Source organism: Streptomyces sp. NPDC048295 (genome assembly GCF_040652135.1).
Classification (GTDB): domain Bacteria; phylum Actinomycetota; class Actinomycetes; order Streptomycetales; family Streptomycetaceae; genus Streptomyces.
In genome coordinates, this window is record NZ_JBEZLL010000006.1 from 280,482 (window position 1) to 298,463 (window position 17,982).

At 70.7% G+C, this 17,982-nt stretch carries 14 protein-coding genes; 7 read left to right on the forward strand and 7 right to left on the reverse strand.

Annotated elements, in window-relative coordinates; genetic code table 11:
* Window positions 1–167: 167 nt before the first annotated feature.
* The 4 genes from AB0D53_RS11770 to AB0D53_RS11785 form a co-directional block, all read right to left on the reverse strand.
* On the reverse strand, window positions 168–881 hold the full coding sequence (locus tag AB0D53_RS11770; protein ID WP_362443683.1) for an ABC transporter permease: 714 nt from the start codon (window positions 879–881) through the stop codon (window positions 168–170).
* A gap of 34 nt (window positions 882–915) precedes the next feature.
* Entirely contained in the window at window positions 916–1,644 is a 729-nt protein-coding gene (locus tag AB0D53_RS11775) for an ABC transporter permease (RefSeq protein ID WP_362443935.1), read from the reverse strand.
* A 199-nt stretch (window positions 1,645–1,843) separates the two neighbouring features.
* A complete protein-coding gene (locus tag AB0D53_RS11780) occupies window positions 1,844–2,818 on the reverse strand; it encodes an ABC transporter ATP-binding protein (RefSeq protein WP_362443938.1) in 975 nt (324 codons plus the stop codon).
* 120 nt (window positions 2,819–2,938) lie between these two features.
* Window positions 2,939–4,210, reverse strand: coding sequence for an NYN domain-containing protein (locus tag AB0D53_RS11785; protein ID WP_362443686.1), 1,272 nt, complete (start codon window positions 4,208–4,210; stop codon window positions 2,939–2,941).
* A gap of 224 nt (window positions 4,211–4,434) precedes the next feature.
* On the opposite strand from AB0D53_RS11785, the gene AB0D53_RS11790 reads away from it, so the two are divergent.
* A complete protein-coding gene (locus AB0D53_RS11790; RefSeq protein ID WP_356480354.1) occupies window positions 4,435–4,614 on the forward strand; it encodes a hypothetical protein in 180 nt (59 codons plus the stop codon).
* Window positions 4,615–4,713: 99 nt separating this feature from the next.
* Here AB0D53_RS11790 and dnaE read toward each other — a convergent pair whose 3' ends face one another.
* On the reverse strand, window positions 4,714–8,253 hold the full coding sequence (dnaE, locus tag AB0D53_RS11795) for a DNA polymerase III subunit alpha (RefSeq protein WP_362443689.1): 3,540 nt from the start codon (window positions 8,251–8,253) through the stop codon (window positions 4,714–4,716).
* Window positions 8,254–8,433: 180 nt separating this feature from the next.
* On the opposite strand from dnaE, the gene AB0D53_RS11800 reads away from it, so the two are divergent.
* The 5 genes from AB0D53_RS11800 to AB0D53_RS11820 all read left to right on the forward strand — a co-directional run bounded on the left by AB0D53_RS11800 (window position 8,434) and on the right by AB0D53_RS11820 (window position 14,445).
* Complete coding sequence (locus tag AB0D53_RS11800) at window positions 8,434–9,759, forward strand: DUF2252 domain-containing protein (protein ID WP_362443693.1); 1,326 nt, start codon at window positions 8,434–8,436, stop codon at window positions 9,757–9,759.
* A 60-nt stretch (window positions 9,760–9,819) separates the two neighbouring features.
* Window positions 9,820–10,539: a hypothetical protein gene (locus AB0D53_RS11805; protein ID WP_362443696.1), complete on the forward strand. Its 720-nt coding sequence runs from the start codon at window positions 9,820–9,822 to the stop codon at window positions 10,537–10,539.
* 47 nt (window positions 10,540–10,586) lie between these two features.
* Entirely contained in the window at window positions 10,587–11,402 is an 816-nt protein-coding gene (locus AB0D53_RS11810) for a DsbA family protein (RefSeq protein ID WP_362443699.1), read from the forward strand.
* A 97-nt stretch (window positions 11,403–11,499) separates the two neighbouring features.
* Entirely contained in the window at window positions 11,500–13,161 is a 1,662-nt protein-coding gene (locus tag AB0D53_RS11815) for an alkaline phosphatase D family protein (RefSeq protein ID WP_362443702.1), read from the forward strand.
* 315 nt (window positions 13,162–13,476) lie between these two features.
* Window positions 13,477–14,445, forward strand: a complete 969-nt coding sequence (locus AB0D53_RS11820; protein ID WP_093543459.1) for a zinc metalloprotease — start codon at window positions 13,477–13,479, stop codon at window positions 14,443–14,445.
* A gap of 42 nt (window positions 14,446–14,487) precedes the next feature.
* Here AB0D53_RS11820 and AB0D53_RS11825 read toward each other — a convergent pair whose 3' ends face one another.
* Window positions 14,488–15,066, reverse strand: coding sequence for a dienelactone hydrolase family protein (locus tag AB0D53_RS11825; RefSeq protein ID WP_362443705.1), 579 nt, complete (start codon window positions 15,064–15,066; stop codon window positions 14,488–14,490).
* Window positions 15,067–15,103: 37 nt separating this feature from the next.
* Here AB0D53_RS11825 and AB0D53_RS11830 point away from each other — a divergent pair, with 37 nt between their 5' ends.
* Complete coding sequence (locus AB0D53_RS11830) at window positions 15,104–16,228, forward strand: mechanosensitive ion channel family protein (RefSeq protein WP_362443940.1); 1,125 nt, start codon at window positions 15,104–15,106, stop codon at window positions 16,226–16,228.
* A 30-nt stretch (window positions 16,229–16,258) separates the two neighbouring features.
* On the opposite strand, the gene AB0D53_RS11835 is transcribed toward AB0D53_RS11830, so the two are convergent.
* Window positions 16,259–17,845 (reverse strand): Na+/H+ antiporter, encoded by a 1,587-nt coding sequence (locus AB0D53_RS11835; RefSeq protein WP_362443708.1) that lies wholly within the window; start codon window positions 17,843–17,845, stop codon window positions 16,259–16,261.
* Window positions 17,846–17,982: the final 137 nt, after the last annotated feature.

The following is a 17,982-nucleotide window of genomic DNA, read 5'->3' on the forward strand; positions in this document are numbered from 1 at the left end:
CCCGGGACACGTGCGAGCCCGTCCGGCACCTCTGAATGCCTACGCGGGCGCAGCTGAGCCCGTCCGGCGATCGAGTGCCGGGGTCCGGGGCAGCGCCCCGGTTCCGGGAAGGGGCGGGCTGGGGACGAGCCCCGCGCAGCGGCCGGCCCCCACCCGCACGACTACGACTACGGCTGCGCCGGCGGCACCGACGCCCCGCCTCCGGGCGCACCGGGCGCACCGGGCGCACCCGGGAACACCCCCCACTCCGGCTCCGGATCCCGCGGCCCGAACAACGCGGTCAGCCCCAGATGCACCGCCATCGCCCCCAGCGGCCACGCCAGCAGTGCCCCCTTCGCCCGCAGCTGGAGCGGCGCGTCGAAGACCACGCCCTTGCCGACCGCCCGCGCGTGCGCGACCACGTCCTGGGTCGGCCCGAGCCACACCCCCAGCCGCCAGGCCAGCAGCGAACCGAGCAGCCCGCCCAGCGCGAGCCCCACCACCAGCGCGATCCCGCCGCGCCGCTGGAACCAGAAGACCAGCGCCGCGGAGACCGCCCCGAAGGCCAGGCCCAGCAGCACGAACGTACCGTCGGCGCCGATCGCCTCCTCGCCCTCGCTGTCCTGCAGGAAGACGGCGGTGCTGTCGGAGATCAGGGGGACCTTCGGTGCCAGCCACACCCAGAGCAGCCCGAGCGCGACACCGGCGACGACGAGGAGCAGGGCGACGACCGCGGCCCGCCGCAGTTCCGGCGCGAGAGCCTTCTCCCCGGGCGCTCCCGGCAGCCCCTTCGGCTGGTGCGCACCGATCAGGTGGGAGCCCCCCGGGCCGCCCCAGTTCGGCGGTGTCTGCCAGGGATCGTTGGACGAGGGCTGGTGAGGCGGTGTCAGAGGTGCGGTCACCGTGCCATCGTGCCAGGCGCCCCCGTACCGCGCCTCACCGGACCGCTGCCCTGCGGTACGCCCAGGTCGCCACGGCCAGCGAGAGGACGCCGACGACGGCACAGACGGCGAGGTCCAGGGCGACGACCGCCCAGTCCGGGTGGGCGTCGAAGGACCGCGAGAGCGCCTCGACACCGTAGGTCGAGGGCAGCAGGTCGCGCGCCCAGTCCACCGGCGCGGGCAGCCGGTCGGCCGGGAGCACACCGAGCAGCAGCGCCGCCGACATGCCCAGCTGGCCCAGGAGCGTGGCCAGCTCCTGCCGGGGGGCGAGCAGCCCCAGCGCCGCGCCCAGCCCGGAGAGCGCCGCCCCGGAGAGCGGGATGACGGCGACGAGCACCCACAGATGCGTCAGCGGCAGCCCGAACAGCGCACTGCCGGCCACGGCCGTGACGATCGTGCCGGGCACGGTGAAGGAGGCGTACGCCCCGGCCGCGCCGAGCACCACCGCGGCGGGCGGCACCGGCAGGGTGGCGTAGTGGTCGAGTCCGCCACCGGCCCGCAGCTGCCCGAAGTACTGGGCGAGGAGATTGAGCGCCACGAAGGCCACGACGAGGACGCTGGAGCCGGCCACGACGGCCCGCGCCTCGGAGCCGCCGTCGACGACCCCGCGCATCAGCACCATGATCCCGACGGACTGGAACGTCGCGACGAAGAGCAGCGGGATACGGGCGACCCTGGCCCTGGAGAGCTGGGCCCGGTAGACGGCCGCGAGCGCCGGGAACAGCCGGGCCCGCGGCGCGAGCGGCGCGGGCGGCGCCCCCTCGTCGGCGGCGCCGTCGCCGGAGGTACCGGCGCGGCCGTCCTCCGCGGCCCGGACGGGTCCGGTCACCGCGTGCGCGGGAACGATGCTCGTCACCTGGCGCTGCTCCTGTTCGCTCCCTGTCCGGCCGCGTGCCCGCACCCGGTCGTCCCGCTCACCGCGGTCATGACTTCACCAGTCCCTTGGTCGCGTCCCCGCCGAGCGCGAGATAGACGTCCTCCAGGCTGGGCGTCGCCAGCGTGAAGTCGTCGAGGGCGGCGAAGGCCGCGCCGCCGGTCACCGCGGCGACCGCCGCCCGTGCCTCGTCGGGGCCGAGCCGCAGCACCCAGCGCCGCCCGGACTCCTGGGCCGAGGCGCGCAGCGCGGCCACCTCGGGTACGTCCAGGGGCGCCCGTTCGCGCCACAGCAGTTCGACCCGGACCTCGCCCGCGACGCGTTCCTTGAGCCCGGCCGGGGTGTCGCAGGCGATGACCCTGCCGCGTTCGATCACGGCGACCCGGTCGAGGACCGTCTCGGCCTCGATGACGTTGTGGGTGACGAGCAGGACCGTCGTACCGCGCTCGGCCCGGCGCCGGTCCACGGCGGCCCAGACGGCACGCCGCGCGACGGGGTCCATACCGGTCGTCGGCTCGTCCAGCACCAGCAGCGGCCGCTCGCCGACCAGCGCGGCCGCGAAGCAGGCGAGCCGCCGCTGTCCCCCGGAGAGCTTCTTCAGCGGGCGCCCCGCGATCTCGGTGAGGCCGAGTTCGTCGAGCACGGCGTCGCGCTCGGCGCGGGCGTCCGCCACCGTGAGGCCGCGCAGCCGCCCGGTGGTCTCGGCGGCGAGCGACACGGTCAGTTCGTCGAGGGCGGTGGACTCCTGCCCGAGGTAGCCGATCAGCCGGGAGGCCCGCTCCGGGTGGCGTACCAGGTCGTGGCCCAGCACGGTGACGCTGCCGGAGTCGGGGCGCATCAGCCCGGTGAGCTGCCGTACGAGGGTGGACTTGCCGGCGCCGTTGGGGCCGAGGAGTCCGAAGATCTCGCCGCGCCGCACGTCCAGGCAGATCCCGTCGGTGGCGCGCACCTCGGGTGTGGCGGGTGCTCCGCGACGGCCGCGGGCGGCGGGATAGGTCCTGACCAGATCCCGCACCGCGCACACGGTCCCGGTCGCCGGCTGCGCCTGTGCTGTGCCCGTACTCACGAGGTACGAGGGTACGGGGTCGGATGCCCCGTAATGCGCCCGGGGCCACCCCGGCCGGCCGGCCGGGGCGTCCGGCGGTCAGCCGGCGGACGGGGTCGTGCGCTCCGCCGCGGGGGTGTGCTCGGCCGCGGCGCGCACATCGATCTCCCGCCAGAACCCCGCCCGGATCGCGTAGCGGTCGTGCTCGTCGATCTGGTCGTCCTTGTGGGCGAGCAGGCCGAACCGTGCCGCGTAACGCAGCAGTTCGCCGTCGATCCGGTGCGGGATGCGCGGATACATGGTCGACAGCTTCTGCAGGTGGACGGTCTCCGGAAGCCGCTCCATCCAGCGACGGGCGAAGACCTGACCCACCTCGAAGGGGTCGCCGCCGACGGTGGTGATGTCCTCCTCGCGGTCCGCCCAGCGCTGCTCGGCGCTGGTGAGCTGGGCCAGCGTCGGCAGGGAGGCCGTCTCGGCGGGCTCGCCCAGCGGTCCGCCGCGGTCCGTCCAGCTCTTGTCGGAGGACCAGCGCAGGGTCGCGCCGGGCTGCGGGAGGTGCCGGTCGGGCTGGATGCCGGGGCCGCGCAGGCTGCCCGCCAGGTCCTTGGGGGTGGGGACGCCCTTGGCGGCGTGCACGGGGCGGTCGGTGGCGGCGCTCTGCCCGGACGGCGGGGCCGCGTCGTCGTCGGCTTCCGCCCGGGCCTCGGCGGCCCGCTCGGCGGAGGCGGCGAGGGCGGCCTCGGGCAGCGGCGCGGAGAGGATCGCGGCGATCTCCGGGCCGGGCGCGGGCGGCGGGGCGCAGACGCCGCCGGTCTCCTTGGGCCGTACGGCCTGGGTGATCCAGGCCCGGTCGAGCACCCTTCGTTCGTCGGCCTCGGCCACCAGGTCCTCGGACTGGTTGTAGTCGCCGTCGGCGGCCTGGACGGCCCACAGGTGGACGGCGACGCCGTGTTCCTTGGCGGACATCAGACCGGGCAGCAGGTCGCCGTCGCCGGTCACCAGCACCACGTCGGAGCAGGCCCGGTTCCTGGCGAGCTCGGTGAGCTCGGCGTGCATCGCGGCGTCGACGCCCTTCTGCGCCCAGCGCCCGTCGCTGCGGGTCAGGGCGCCGAGCCGGACGGTCACCCGGGGCATCACCCGCAGTCTGCGGTGCTCGGGCTGCGGCACGCGGTCGGGGGCGCCGTCGAACCAGTAGATCCGCAGCAGCGGCTGCTGCGTATCGGCCTCGGCGCGCTCGCGCAGGCCCCGGATGAGGGCCGCGTGGTCGACCGTGATGCGGGAACGGGCGGGCTCCCCGGCCAGCAGGCTCGCCGCTGCGCCCAGCAGGTACCCGGCGTCCACCAGAACGACGCAACGGTCCACGCGATCCACCCTCTTCCGGAAGTTCGGGTGCGGTCTTTGCAAAGGGTTTCCTTCGAGTCTGCCCGACCGCGCAGAGGTTGACGTCCGGAACTCGATCATCGGCGTGGCGGATCGGGAAAACGACGCGTCCCGGCCCCTCACTACGCACGGTAATGATCCAAAATGCACGGGTTACCCCGCTATGTGAATCTGAACGCGGTCCTGGCCCCGAGAGTCCCCGTAGGAGGAACACCATGGCCAAGAACAAGAACCGCAAGCAGGGCAGCCGGCAGAACCGCGCGTCCGGTCCGGAGCGCGGCGCGGAAGAGACCAAGACGACCGCGTACGAGTCGCAGATACAGCCTCAGTCGCAGGCCCAGGGCAGCCCTGCCGACGTTGCCCGTAAGCACCAGCGGCGCTTCGGCCACAACTGACCGGAGCCGTCCGCGGTCCGGGCGGTGGCCCGATGACCGAGAGGGGCGCTCCCGCTTTCGCGGGGCGCCCCTCTCGTACGTCCGTGCGGGAGAGCCGGCTCAGCCGGCCAGGCAGGACGGGCCGAGCAGCACCTTCAGGTCACCGAAGAGCGCCGGGTCGGGCTTGACCCGGTGCCGGTCGAGCCGGAGCACCGTGGTCTTGCGGGGGCCCTGGAGCCTGATCCGTACCTCGGTGTCGCCCCGGTGGCTGCTGAGGACCTCGCCGAGGCGGCTGACCATCGGCGGGGTGATCTTGACGGTGGGGATGGTGAGGACCACGGGGGCGTTGGTGCCCGCGTTCGAGATGTCGGGGACCTGCATCTCCATGGCGACCAGCCGGGGCACGTCCTCGCGCTTGTCGAGGCGTCCCTTGACGAAGACGACGGTGTCCTCGACGAGCTGGGTGGAGACCAGCTGGTAGGTGGCGGGGAAGAACATGCACTCGATGGAACCGGCCAGGTCCTCGACGGTGGCGATGGCCCAGGCGTTGCCCTGCTTGGTCATCTTGCGCTGGAGGCCGGAGATGATGCCGCCGACGGTGACGATGGCGCCGTCGGCGTGCTCGCCGCCGGTCAGCTGGGAGATCGAGGAGTCGGCCTTGTCGGACAGCACGTGTTCCAGACCGAAGAGCGGGTGGTCGGAGACGTACAGCCCGAGCATCTCGCGCTCCTGGGCCAGCAGGTAGGACTTCTCCCACTCGATGTCGGAGAACTCCACGTCGAGCCCGAAGCCCGGCTCGTCGCTCTCCTCCTCGCCCATGCCGCCGAAGAGGTCGAACTGCCCCTCGGCCTCCTTGCGCTTGACCTGCACCACGTTGTCGATCATCGGCTCGTGGTGGGCGACCAGGCCCTTGCGGGTGTGGCCCATCTCGTCGAAGGCGCCGGCCTTGATCAGCGATTCGACGGTGCGCTTGTTGCAGACGACCGCTTCGACCTTGTCCAGGAAGTCGGGGAAGGTGCTGTACTTCCCCTTCGCCTTGCGGCACCGGATGATCGAGTCGACGACGTTCTGGCCGACGTTGCGCACGGCGGTGAGGCCGAAGAGGATCACGTCGTCGCCCTGGGCGGCGAAGTTCGACAGGGACTCGTTCACATTGGGCGGCAGCACCTTGATGCCCATGCGGCGGCACTCGTTGAGGTAGACGGCCGACTTGTCCTTGTCGTCCTTGACCGAGGTCAGCAGCGCCGCCATGTACTCGGCGGGATAGTTCGCCTTGAGGTACGCGGTCCAGTAGGTGACCAGGCCGTACGCGGAGGAGTGCGCCTTGTTGAACGCGTATCCGGCGAACGGGACCAGCACGTCCCACAGGGCCTTGATCGCGGCGTCGGAGAAGTCCTTCTTCTTGGCTCCCGCCTCGAAGAGGACGAAGTTCTTCGCCAGCTCCTCGGGCTTCTTCTTGCCCATCACGCGGCGCAGGATGTCGGCCTCGCCGAGCGAGTAGCCGGCGACGATCTGGGCGGCCTTCTGCACCTGCTCCTGGTACACGATCAGGCCGTAGGTGAGGCCGAGTACCTCCTTGAGGGGCTCCTCCAGCTCCGGGTGGATCGGGGTGATCTCCTGGCGGCCGTTCTTGCGCTCGGCGTAGTTCGTGTGCGAGTTCATGCCCATCGGGCCCGGCCGGTACAGGGCCGAGACGGCGGAAATGTCCTCGAAGTTGTCGGGCTGCATCTGGCGCAGCAGGGAGCGCATCGGGCCGCCGTCGAACTGGAACACGCCGAGCGTGTCACCGCGGCAGAGCATCTCGTACGTCTTGGGGTCGTCCAGCGGGAGGCCGAGCAGGTCCAGCTTGACGCCCTTGTTGGACTCCACCATCTTCACGGCGTCGTCCATGATGGTGAGGTTGCGCAGGCCCAGGAAGTCCATCTTCAGCAGGCCGAGCGACTCGCACTGGGGGTAGTCCCACTGCGTGATGGTGACGCCGTCGGTGTGCCGCACCCAGATCGGGGCGTGGTCGACGATCGGCTCGCTGGACATGATGACGCCGGCGGCGTGCACGCCCATCTGCCGGACCAGGCCCTCGACGCCCTTGGCGGTGTCGATGACCTTCTTGACGTCCGGCTCGTTCTCGTACATCCCCCGGATCTCGCCCGCCTCGCTGTAGCGGGGGTGCTTGGGGTCGGTGATGCCGTTGAGGTCGATGCCCTTGCCGAGGACGTCGGCGGGCATGGCCTTGGTGAGCCGGTCGCCCATCGCGTAGGGGTAGCCGAGGACCCGGGCGGAGTCCTTGATGGCGTTCTTCGCCTTGATCTTTCCGTACGTGCCGATCATGGCGACCTTGTCGGCGCCGTACTTCTCCGTCACGTACCTGATCACCTCGACGCGCCGGCGCTCGTCGAAGTCGATGTCGACGTCGGGCATGGAGACGCGCTCGGGGTTGAGGAACCGCTCGAAGATCAGCCCGTGCTCGATCGGGTCGAGGTCGGTGATGCCCATCGCGTACGCCACGATCGAACCGGCGGCGGAGCCGCGGCCGGGGCCGACCGCGATGCCGTTGTTCTTCGCCCACATGATGAAGTCGGCGACGACCAGGAAGTACCCCGGGAACCCCATCTGGATGATGATGTCCATCTCGTACTCGACCTGCTTCTGCCGGTCCTCGGGGACGCCGCCCGGGAAGCGCCGGTCCATGCCGACGCGGACCTCTTCCTGGAACCAGGTGATCTCCGTGTAGCCGTCCGGGATGTCGAACTTCGGCATCAGGTCGCGCTTCTCGAACATGCCGGCGGTGTCGATCTGCTGCGCGACCAGCAGGGTGTTGGCGCAGCCCTCCTGCCAGGCGTCGGAGGAGTCGACGGCGTACATCTCGTCGGTCGTCTTGAGGTAGTAGCCGGTGCCGTCGAAGCGGAAGCGGTCCGGGTCGGAGAGGTTCTTGCCGGTCTGGATGCAGAGCAGGGCGTCGTGCGCGGTGGCCTCGTGCGCGTAGGTGTAGTGCGAGTCGTTGGTAACCAGCGGCGGGATGTTCAGCTTCTTGCCGATTTCGAGGAGCCCGTCACGGACCCGGCGCTCGATCTCGATGCCGTGGTCCATCAGCTCCAGGAAGTACTTGCCCTCGCCGAAGATGTCCTTGTAGTCGGAGGCGGCCTGGACGGCCTCGTCGAACTGGCCGAGCCGCAGCCGGGTCTGCACCTCGCCCGAGGGGCAGCCGGTGGACGCGATCAGGCCCTCGGACCACTGGGCGATGGTCTCCTTGTCCATGCGCGGCCACTTCTGGAGCCAGCCCTCGGCGTACGCGTCGGAGGAGAGCCGGAAGAGGTTGTGCAGCCCGGTGCTGTTCGCCGCCCAGATCGTCTTGTGGGTGTAACCACCCGAACCCGACACGTCGTCGCGCTTCTGGTGCGGCTGGCCCCACTGGATCTTCCGCTTGTGCTTGCGCGACTCCGGGGCGACGTAGGCCTCGATGCCGATGATCGGTGTGACGCCCGCCTTCTGCGCCGAGTGGAAGAAGTCGTACGCCCCGTGCAGGTTGCCGTGGTCCGTCATCGCGATGTGCGACATGCCCATCTCATTACAGGCAGCGAACATGTCCTTGAGCCGCGCGGCACCGTCCAGCAGCGAGTACTGGGTGTGGACGTGAAGGTGCGTGAAAGGCGGCTTGGTCACGGCGCTGTGCCTCCGGGAAACGGACGATGGCGGGCTGGGGGGACAGCGTGGAAGTCTACGTCTTCGAGGTGACGGACGGCGGGCACTCCCGGGTACGGTCGCGCGTTGGAGGGGCGAGGAAGCCCGTCCCATTTGTCATGTACTTCGTCATGCACGCCAGGTACCAGGAGGCACCCAGAGATGTCGGAAGCGCAGACCGGCGCGGCACAGCGCGGAGAGCGGATCCTTGAGGTCTTCGACACCGCGTTCGGGGAGCTGCTGGCCGCCGACCCGGCTGCCTTCCGGGTCAAGTTCCGCAAGATGGCGGGCTCTGCCTTCGCCTTCTACCGGGGCACGGCGTGCCTGTTCTACGACGACCTGGCGCGGGAGCGGCGCGGCGGCCCGTACCTGGACGAGCGGACCGGCCGGGTGTGGATCCACGGCGATCTGCACGCGGAGAATTTCGGCACGTACATGGACGCCAACGGCCGGCTGATCTTCAACGTGAACGACTTCGACGAGGCCTACGTCGGCCCGTTCACCTGGGACCTCAAGCGGTTCGCCGCCTCCGTCGCCCTGATCGGGTACGCGAAGGCGCTCAGCGACGACCAGATCACCGAGCTGGTCCGGGTCTACGCGGCGGCCTACCGCGAGCGGATCCACGCGCTGGCGACGGGCGCCAAGAACGACGAGCTGCCGCCCTTCACGCTGGACACGGCCGAGGGCCCGCTGCTGGGCGCGCTGCGCGACGCCCGGTCGCTGACCCGGTTCTCGCTGCTGGACTCGATGACGGAGATCAGGGACTTCGAGCGCCGGTTCGCCCCGGGCGGCGGCTCGATCGATCTGGACGCGGCGACGCGCTACAAGGTGCTGGCCGCCTTCGACGGCTATCTGGAGACGCTGCCGGAGTCGAGCCTGACCCGCCCCGACTCGTACCGGGTGAAGGACGTCGTCGGCCGTCGCGGCATCGGCATCGGTTCGGCCGGGCTCCCCTCGTACAACATCCTTCTGGAGGGCAACAGCGACGCCCTGGAGAACGATGTGGTGATCTACCTCAAGCAGGCGCAGACCCCCGCCGTCTCCCGGCACATCACGGACGCGGCGGTGCGCGGGTACTTCCAGCACGAGGGCCACCGCACCGTGATCTCGCAGCGCGCCCTGCAGGCGCACGCCGACCCGTGGCTCGGCTGGACCGAGCTGGACGGGGCGGGCCAGCTGGTCGCCGAGGTGTCGCCGTACGCGGTCGATCTGGACTGGTCCGACATCGACGAGCCGGAGGAGATCGCGGCGGTCGTCGCCGATCTGGGCCGGGCGACGGCGACGATGCACTCCGCGGCGGACGACGAGAGCGGCCACTCGCTGGTGCCGTTCTCCACCGAGCGGGCGATCGACGCGGCGATCGCGGCCGACGAGGAGGGCTTCGCCGGTCTGCTGGTGGACTTCGCCCACAGCTACGGCGCCCGGGCCCGCGCCGACCACCAGATCTTCGTGGATCTCTTCCGCAACGGCCGTATTCCGGGGCTGTAGCCCCCTGTTGTCCGTCCCTTTAGGGGTCACTTACAGGTTGGCATGCGACACTCCTCGGCGATGGACATATCCGGGACGCAGCTCAGAGTCGTTCGCGCGGCGCTTTTCACAGCGCTCGTCGTGACGCTCTCCGTCGCGTCCCATGTGCTGCTCTCCCGGGTCCCGCTGCCCCTGACCGCCGTCGCCCTGCTGGCCGGCGCGGTCTTCGCCGTGGCGTACGCGCTGGCCGGCCGGGAGCGCGGCTTCGGGGCGATCGCCGGACTGCTGGTCCCGCTGGAGCTGGCCGCCGACACCTTCCTCACCACCGGTCAGCACGTCTGTTACGGCGCGGCCGGCGGCCCGATAGCGGGGCCGCTGCGCTCGGTCGGCGTCGATGTGCTGTGCGGCGGCGCGATCGGCACCGGGGCGGCCCGGGCGGGTGCCGATGTCACCCCGTTCGCCTCGGTGGCCGACGCCGGACACACCACGGCCGCGCTGCTGGCCTCGCCCGGACCCGCGGTGCCGTGGCTGCTGCTCGCCGCCCATGTGTCGGTCGGGCTGCTCGCCGCGGCCTGGCTCCGGCGGGGCGAGTCCGCGGTGGCCCGTCTGCTGGAGGCGGCCGCCGCCCTGGCGTTCCGGCCGCTGCTGGTCGCGGTCGCCGTGGTCGGGACGGCCCGCCGTCCGGTACGCCGCCGGGTGCGGCCCGCCGGACCCGGCCCGCACCTGCTCGTACACGCCCGTCTGCTCGTGCACTCCGTGGGACGGAGGGGACCGCCGCGCTCGGCCCATGCCTTCGCCTGAGCACGCGGTTCCCCTACGAACACCCCTCACACCATGGAGATACGGACATGAGCAAGCGCAACACCCAGGCCAACAAGGCAGCGGCCCGCGAGCGGCTGCGCGCCGAGCGCGAGCGCCAGGCCAGGAAGGACAAGGCCCGCCGGCAGATCGTCGTCGGCGTCTCGATCGTCGGCGTCCTGGCGGTCGTGGGCCTCGGCACCTGGGGCGTCATGCAGCTGAACAAGCCGTCCCACTGGGAGGCGGCCAAGGACGCGAAGAACGTGACCGAGCCCAAGAACACCTCGGGCGAGGACGGCACCACGGTCGTCATCGGCAAGTCGAGCGCCAAGAAGACCCTGGAGCTGTACGAGGACTCGCGCTGCCCGATCTGCGCCACGTTCGAGCAGGCCGTCGGCGAGACGGTCCACAAGGACGTCGACGCCGGCAAGTACAAGATCCAGTACATCGGCGCCACGTTCATCGACAACGCGTCCAACGGCGAGGGCTCGAAGAACGCGCTGAGCGCGCTCGGCGCCGCGCTCGATGTCAACCCCGAGGCCTTCCTCGACTACAAGTACGCGCTCTACTCCGCGAAGTACCACCCGGAGGAGACCGACGACAAGTTCAAGGACGACTCCTACCTGATCAAGATCGCCGACTCGGTGGACTCGCTCAAGGGCAACGCCGCCTTCCAGAAGAACGTCAAGGACGGCACGTTCGACAACTGGGCCATGAAGATGTCGGCGAAGTTCGACGACAGCGGCGTGAAGGGCACCCCGACCCTGAAGATGAACGGCAAGGCGCTCACCGACGGGCAGAGCGAGAACGCTCCGATGACGGCGGACGCCTTCAACACCGCGATCACGGCCGCGCTGAAGGGCTGACCGGCCGGCGGCCTCACGGCGGCGGCCCCCCGACGGGCAGGCGAACTTCCTTCGTTCGCCTGCCCGTTCGCTTTACCCGCCAGTAGGATTTTTGACCGTGACCAGTCGACAGCGCCTCTCACCGTTCTCCTCCCCCAGCCGCCGCACGGTCGTCAAGGCCGCTGCCGCGACCGTCGTCGCGGCTCCCGTGCTGGGTTCCGCCGCGAGCGCACGCGCCGCGGACGGGCCCGCCTTCCTGCACGGCGTCGCCTCCGGCGACCCCCTTCCCGACGGCGTCCTCCTCTGGACCCGCGTCACCCCGACCCCCGACGCGGTGCCCGGCTCGGGCCGCGGCGCCGATACGGCGGTGCGCTGGGAGGTCGCCGAGGACAAGGAGTTCACCCGGGTGGTGGCCCGGGGCACGACCGTCGCGAAGGCCGCCTCCGATCACACCGTCAAGGCCGATGTGCGGGGCCTGGCCCCCGCCACCGCGTACTGGTTCCGCTTCACGGCGGGCGAGGGCACACCGGCCGTCTCACCGGCCGGGCGCACCCGGACGGCGCCCGCGGCGGGCGCGGCCACGCCCGGTGTGCGGTTCGGGGTGGTGTCGTGCGCCAACTGGGAGGCCGGGTACTTCTCCCCGTACCGCCACCTCGCCGCCCGCGCCGATCTCGACGCGGTGCTGCATCTCGGCGACTACATCTACGAGTACGCCTCGGGCAGTTACCCGGACGCGAAGTACGTCGTACGGCCGCACGAGCCGAAGCACGAGATCCTCACCCTCGCCGACTACCGCACCCGGCACGCCACGTACAAGACGGACACCGACCTCCAGGCCCTGCACGCCACGCACCCGGTGATCGCGATCTGGGACGACCACGAGTTCGCCAACGACGCCTGGTCGGGCGGGGCCGAGAACCACACCCCGGGCACGGAGGGCTCCTGGGCCGACCGGGCCGCGGGCGCCAAGCAGGCGTACTTCGAGTGGATGCCGGTCCGCGCCGCCACCGAGGGCACCGTCTACCGGCGGCTGCGCTTCGGCAGCCTCGCCGATCTCCATCTCCTCGACCTGCGCAGCTTCCGCTCCCGGCAGGCGTCGATCGGCAGCGGGGCGGTCGACGACCCGGAGCGCACCATCACCGGCCGCGCCCAGCTGGACTGGCTGAAGTCGGGGCTGGCCGGCTCGGACGCCACCTGGCAGCTGGTCGGCACCTCGGTGATGATCTCGCCGGTCGCGTTCGGCTCCGTACCCGCCCATCTGCTGGAGCCGCTGGCCGAGTTGCTGGGGCTGCCCAAGGAAGGACTCGCCGTCAACGTCGACCAGTGGGACGGCTACACGGACGACCGCAAGGAGCTGATCTCGCACCTGCGGGACCGGTCGATCACCAACACGGTCTTCCTGACCGGCGACATCCACATGGCGTGGGCCAATGACGTGCCGGTGAAGGCCGCGACGTATCCGCTCTCCGCCTCGGCCGCCACCGAGTTCGTGGTGACGTCGGTGACCTCGGACAACATCGACGACATCCTGCACGTGGCGCCGCAGACGGTCTCGGTGGTCGCGGCCGCCGCGGTCAGGGCCGCCAACCGCCATGTGAAGTGGGTGGACATGGACTCGCACGGCTACGGCGTCCTCGACGTGACCGCCGAGCGCTCCCAGATGGACTACTACGCGGTCTCCGACCGGACGAAGCGGGACGCGACCTCCGCCTGGACGCGTTCGTACCGGACGCTCAGCGGAACGCAGAAGGTCGAGCGGGTGGACAGCCCGGTGCGCTGAGGGATCTTTTTCAGCCACCCCCGCATATGTTGACGGTGCATGACATCGCTACGGCGGGTGGTGTGTCCCACGGCTCGAATGGGGACACACCACCCGCCGGGGTAACGCTTACGTTTACGTCGCCGTCTCAAACTCTGGAATGCGAAGAAAGATTCCTCCCGATTTCCGCCCTTTGGCGAATATCTGATTGGGCCTGATCATTCCTCCTCCAGGGATGACATGCCCACGTAATCTCCCGGCGGCGGGTGAGGAAATACCTCCCCCACACATCCGCGAGGAGTCCCCGTGCGCACTCTTGCCCGTATATCGCCACGTATGCGTAACCGTGCGATCGGCACCGCCGTTCTGGCCGGAACTCTGGCCCTGGCACCGCTCTCCGCTCCCTCCGGCTCCGCCGCTTCCGCCGCCTCCAAGGTCTCCGCCTCGTCCGCCCAGAAGTGCGGGGACGACGCGGGCACCAACGCCACGGCACGGGAGGCCCGCCCCTCGGGCGCCGCCCACACCGACGACCCCAATGAGCTGACCGCGGCCCAGGCCAAGTCCATGGACGCGCAGTTGAAGCAGAGACTCGCGGACCGCCGTCTCAGCGGCCCCTCGCTCGCCGCCGGCGCGACGATCCCGGTCTACTTCCACGTCGTGCACTCCGGGACGACCGGCAAGCTCAGCGCCTCCGCGATCACCAGCCAGATGAACGTCCTGAACGCCGCCTACAGCGGACAGGGCTCGGGCAACACGAACTCCGGCTTCCAGTACACGCTGGCCGGCACGGACTACACGGACAACAGCTCCTGGTACAACGGCGTCTCCCCGGGCTCCGCCGCCGAGACGGCCATGAAGTCCTCGCTGCGCAAGGGCGGCGCCAACGCCCTCAACATCTACACCGCCAACCTCGGCGGCGGGCTGCTGGGCTGGGCCACGTTCCCCAGCTCGTACAAGTCCAACCCCTCGGACGACGGCGTCGTCATCCTCGACGCCTCGCTGCCCGGCGGCTCCGCCACCAACTACAACGAGGGCGACACCGCCACCCACGAGGTCGGCCACTGGATGGGGCTGTACCACACCTTCCAGGGCGGCTGCAATGGAAACGGTGACTACGTCGCCGACACCCCGGCCGAGAAGAGCGCCGCCTACGAGTGCCCGACCGGGCGCGACACCTGCACCAACAAGACCGGGGTCGACCCGATCCACAACTTCATGGACTACACCTACGACTCGTGCATGACCCAGTTCACCGCGGGCCAGGTGCAGCGGATGAGCGACAGCTGGACCGCGTACCGGGGCTGATCCGCCCGAGGGGCCCTGCTCGGTGCGGGGCCCCTGACCGCGTCACAGCGTGGCGAGGAAACCGAGCGCGACCTTCCAGGCCAGCTCGGCCGACGCCCGGTCGAAGTCGGGCAGTTCGGCGTCCGTGAAGAGATGGCCCGCGCCCGGGTAGCGGTAGACCTCGACATCGGCACCGGTCCGCTGCATCTGCAGATACCAGGAGTTCAGCCAGTCGTGCGTCTCGAACGGGTCCGGATCGGCGACATGCAGCTGTACGGGCAGCTCGTCCACGGAGGCGTTCTCGGCGATGTCCGAGGTGCCGTGGAACATCAGCAGGCCGCGGGCCTTCTCGTCGCCGAGCGCCAGGGTCTGCGCGGTGGCGGCGCCGAACGAGAAGCCCGCGTAGACCAGGCCCCGGTCGGAGTAGGGGGCGGCGGCCAGCACGGCCCGCTTGAGCAGCTCGTCCTTGCCGATCTCCTCCTTGAAGGCCAGGCCTTCCTCGACGGTCTCGAACGTGCGCCCCTCGAAGAGGTCGGGCACCTGCACCTCGTGCCCGGCGGCGCGGAGCCGGTCGGCAGCGGCGTGCACCGCGGGGCGCAGACCGTACGTCGAGTGGAAAAGCATGATGTTCATGGGTCCCATGGTGCCAGCTACGGTCAGGGGCATGGAGAACGACGGGATGGAGAACATACTGCGCCCGCTGATCGTCGTCGGCGGCTCGGTCGTGATCACGCTGGTGGTCGGCGCGCTGGTGGATCTGCTGCTCAGACGGGCCGACGGCCGGCACCACGACACCCCGCTGTGGGGGCTGCTGCGGCGCTGCCGGATACCGCTCCAGCTGACGCTCTGCACGGCGCTGCTGCGGGGCTCGTACACCCACACCCGGCTCGAAGTGATCCGGGACCAGCAGGCGGGAATCGGTCAGGTCCTGACACTGGTGCTGATCGGGGCCTCGGCCTGGCTGGTGGTGCGGATCGCGACGGCCGTCGTCGACTCCCTGTTCGCGCGGTACGCCGCGAACACCGCCGACCCGGCGCGGGTGCGGCGGGTCCGCACCCAGGTGACGCTGATCCAGCGGGTGGTCACCGCGATCGTGGCGACGGTCGCCTTCGGTGCGATGCTGCTGACGTTCCCGGCGATGCGGACCTTCGGCACCTCGATGCTGGCCTCGGCGGGTGTGCTCGGCATCGTCGCGGGGGTGGCCGCCCAGTCGACGCTCGGCAATCTCTTCGCGGGGCTGCAGATCGCGTTCGGCGACATGGTGCGCATCGGTGACACCGTGGTGGTGGACGGCGAGTGGGGCACGATCGAGGAGATCACCCTGACCTTCCTCGCGGTACGGACCTGGGACGAGCGGCGGATCACGATGCCGGTCTCGTACTTCACCAGCAAGCCGTTCGAGAACTGGTCGCGCGGCAGCGCCCAGATGACCGGCTCGGTCTTCTTCCACCTCGACCACTCGGCCCCGGTCGCCGCGATGCGCGAGCGGCTGCGGGACGTCCTGGGCGAGTGCGCCGCCTGGGACGGCCGCGACTGGTCCCTCGCCGTCACGGACACCACACCGTCGACGATCCTGGTCCGCGCGGTGGTCACGGCGAAGGACCCGAGCGACATCTGGACGGTGCGCTGTGCCGTGCGGGAGCAGCTCATCTGCTGGCTGCGGGACCATCATCCGTACGCGCTGCCGAGGGTCGCGACGGCGCCCGCGGCACCGCCGCCGCACAGCGAGTGGCCGCATCCGCCCGGCCCCGGGCACGAGAAGCCTTCGGACCGGGTCAGGTCCCCGCGCACGGGACGCGGCTGACCGGGAGGGCGGGGGCGGCGCTCCCCCGCCTCACCGCAGACTGCGGACGTCCAGCTGCCGCAGGACCCGGTCGACGATCTCCGGGTCCGCCCCCGCCTCGTTGCGGGCCGAGAGCACCGCGTGGCGGGCGGCGGACATCATCTCCCGCTGGATGCGGCTGACCGCCTTGAAGCGCTCGGCCCGCTGCGCGTAGGCCTCGCGGCGCTCGTCGTCGACCATGTCGGGGCTGATCCGTGCCCCCACGTCGTACGCCAGCCGGTGCAGCCGCTCGGCGACCTCGTCCGGGAACTCCTCGACCTCCTGGATCTCCTTGAGGCGCTGCTTCGCGGCCTTCGCGGCACGGATCGCGAGGTCCTTCTCCAGCGCCTCCTCGGCGTCCGTGTCCGCCTTGACGCGGAGCCTGCGGACCAGCCAGGGCAGGGTGAGTCCCTGGATGACGAGCGTGGCCATGATCACCGCGAAGGCGATGAAGACGATCTCGTCACGGCCCGGGAACGGCTTCCCGTCGTCCGTCTTCAGCGGGATCGCGAGCGCCAGCGCGACCGAGGCCACCCCGCGCATCCCGGCCCACCACATGACGACGGTCTCCCGCCAGCTGGTGGGGATCTCCTCGCTGACGTCGCGCCGGGTGTGCAGCCTCTTCGCCAGCCAGGTGGCGGGCAGCAGATACAGCAGCCGTACGCCGACGACCACCGCGACCACCGCGAGTCCCCAGCCCAGCATCCGGAGTTCGCGCCCGTCCGCCGTGCCGAAGACGTTGTGCAGTTCGAGGCCGATCAGCCCGAAGGCGACTCCGGTGACGAGCGTGTCGACGATCTCCCAGAAGGTGCGGCCGGTGAGCCGCCCGAGGACGTCGTCGGCGTCGGCGGTGTGCTCGGCGAGGAAGAGCGCGGTGGTGAGGACGGCGAGGACGCCCGACCCCATCAGCTCCTCCGCGAGCACATAGCTCACGAACGGCACCAGCAGGGTGAGGCCGACCTGGAGCGTGGCGTCGCCGAGCAGGCCCATGAGCTTGATGGTGAGCCAGCCGAGCACCAGGCCCACCACCACGGCCACCACCGCGGAGAGGATCAGCAGCCCGAACGCCTCCGGCAGCGAGAAGCTCCCGCTCACCGCGGCGGCGATCGCCACGTGGTACAGCACGATCGCGGTCACGTCGTTGAACAGCCCCTCGCCCTCCAGGATGGAGACGAGCCTGCGCGGCAGCCCGACCGAGCCGGCGACGGCCGTCGCCGCGACCGGGTCGGGCGGGGCGACGAGCGCGCCGAGCGCCACGGCCGCGGCGATGGGCAGCCCCGGGACGATCGCGTTGGCGACCGCGGCGACGGCGGCCGTCGTGATGAAGACCAGCGCGACGGCCAGCAGAAAGATCGGTCGTTTATTGGCGGCGAACTGTCGCCAGGACGTTCGCTGCACGGAGGCGTAGAGCAGCGGCGGCAGCAGCGCCGGAAGAATGATCTCGGGCGGGATCTCCACGTTCGGTACGAAGCTGAGGAACGCCATGCCGACCCCGGCGAGGGTCATCAGCACCGGCGCAGGCAGTCCGAGACGCTCCCCCAGTGGCACCGTGACCACAGCCCCGAGCAACAGCAGGAGGAGCAGTGCCATTTGGTCCACGAGGTGCCTTCCGGAGCGGGCGTCGCCGACGTCCGTGATCGGCGGATCTGGGGTCAAAGCCTGCCACGCAAGGCCCGCAATCCAGACAACACCCCCTCATTCCAGCCTCCCTTTGCAACATTCCTCCGATGTATATG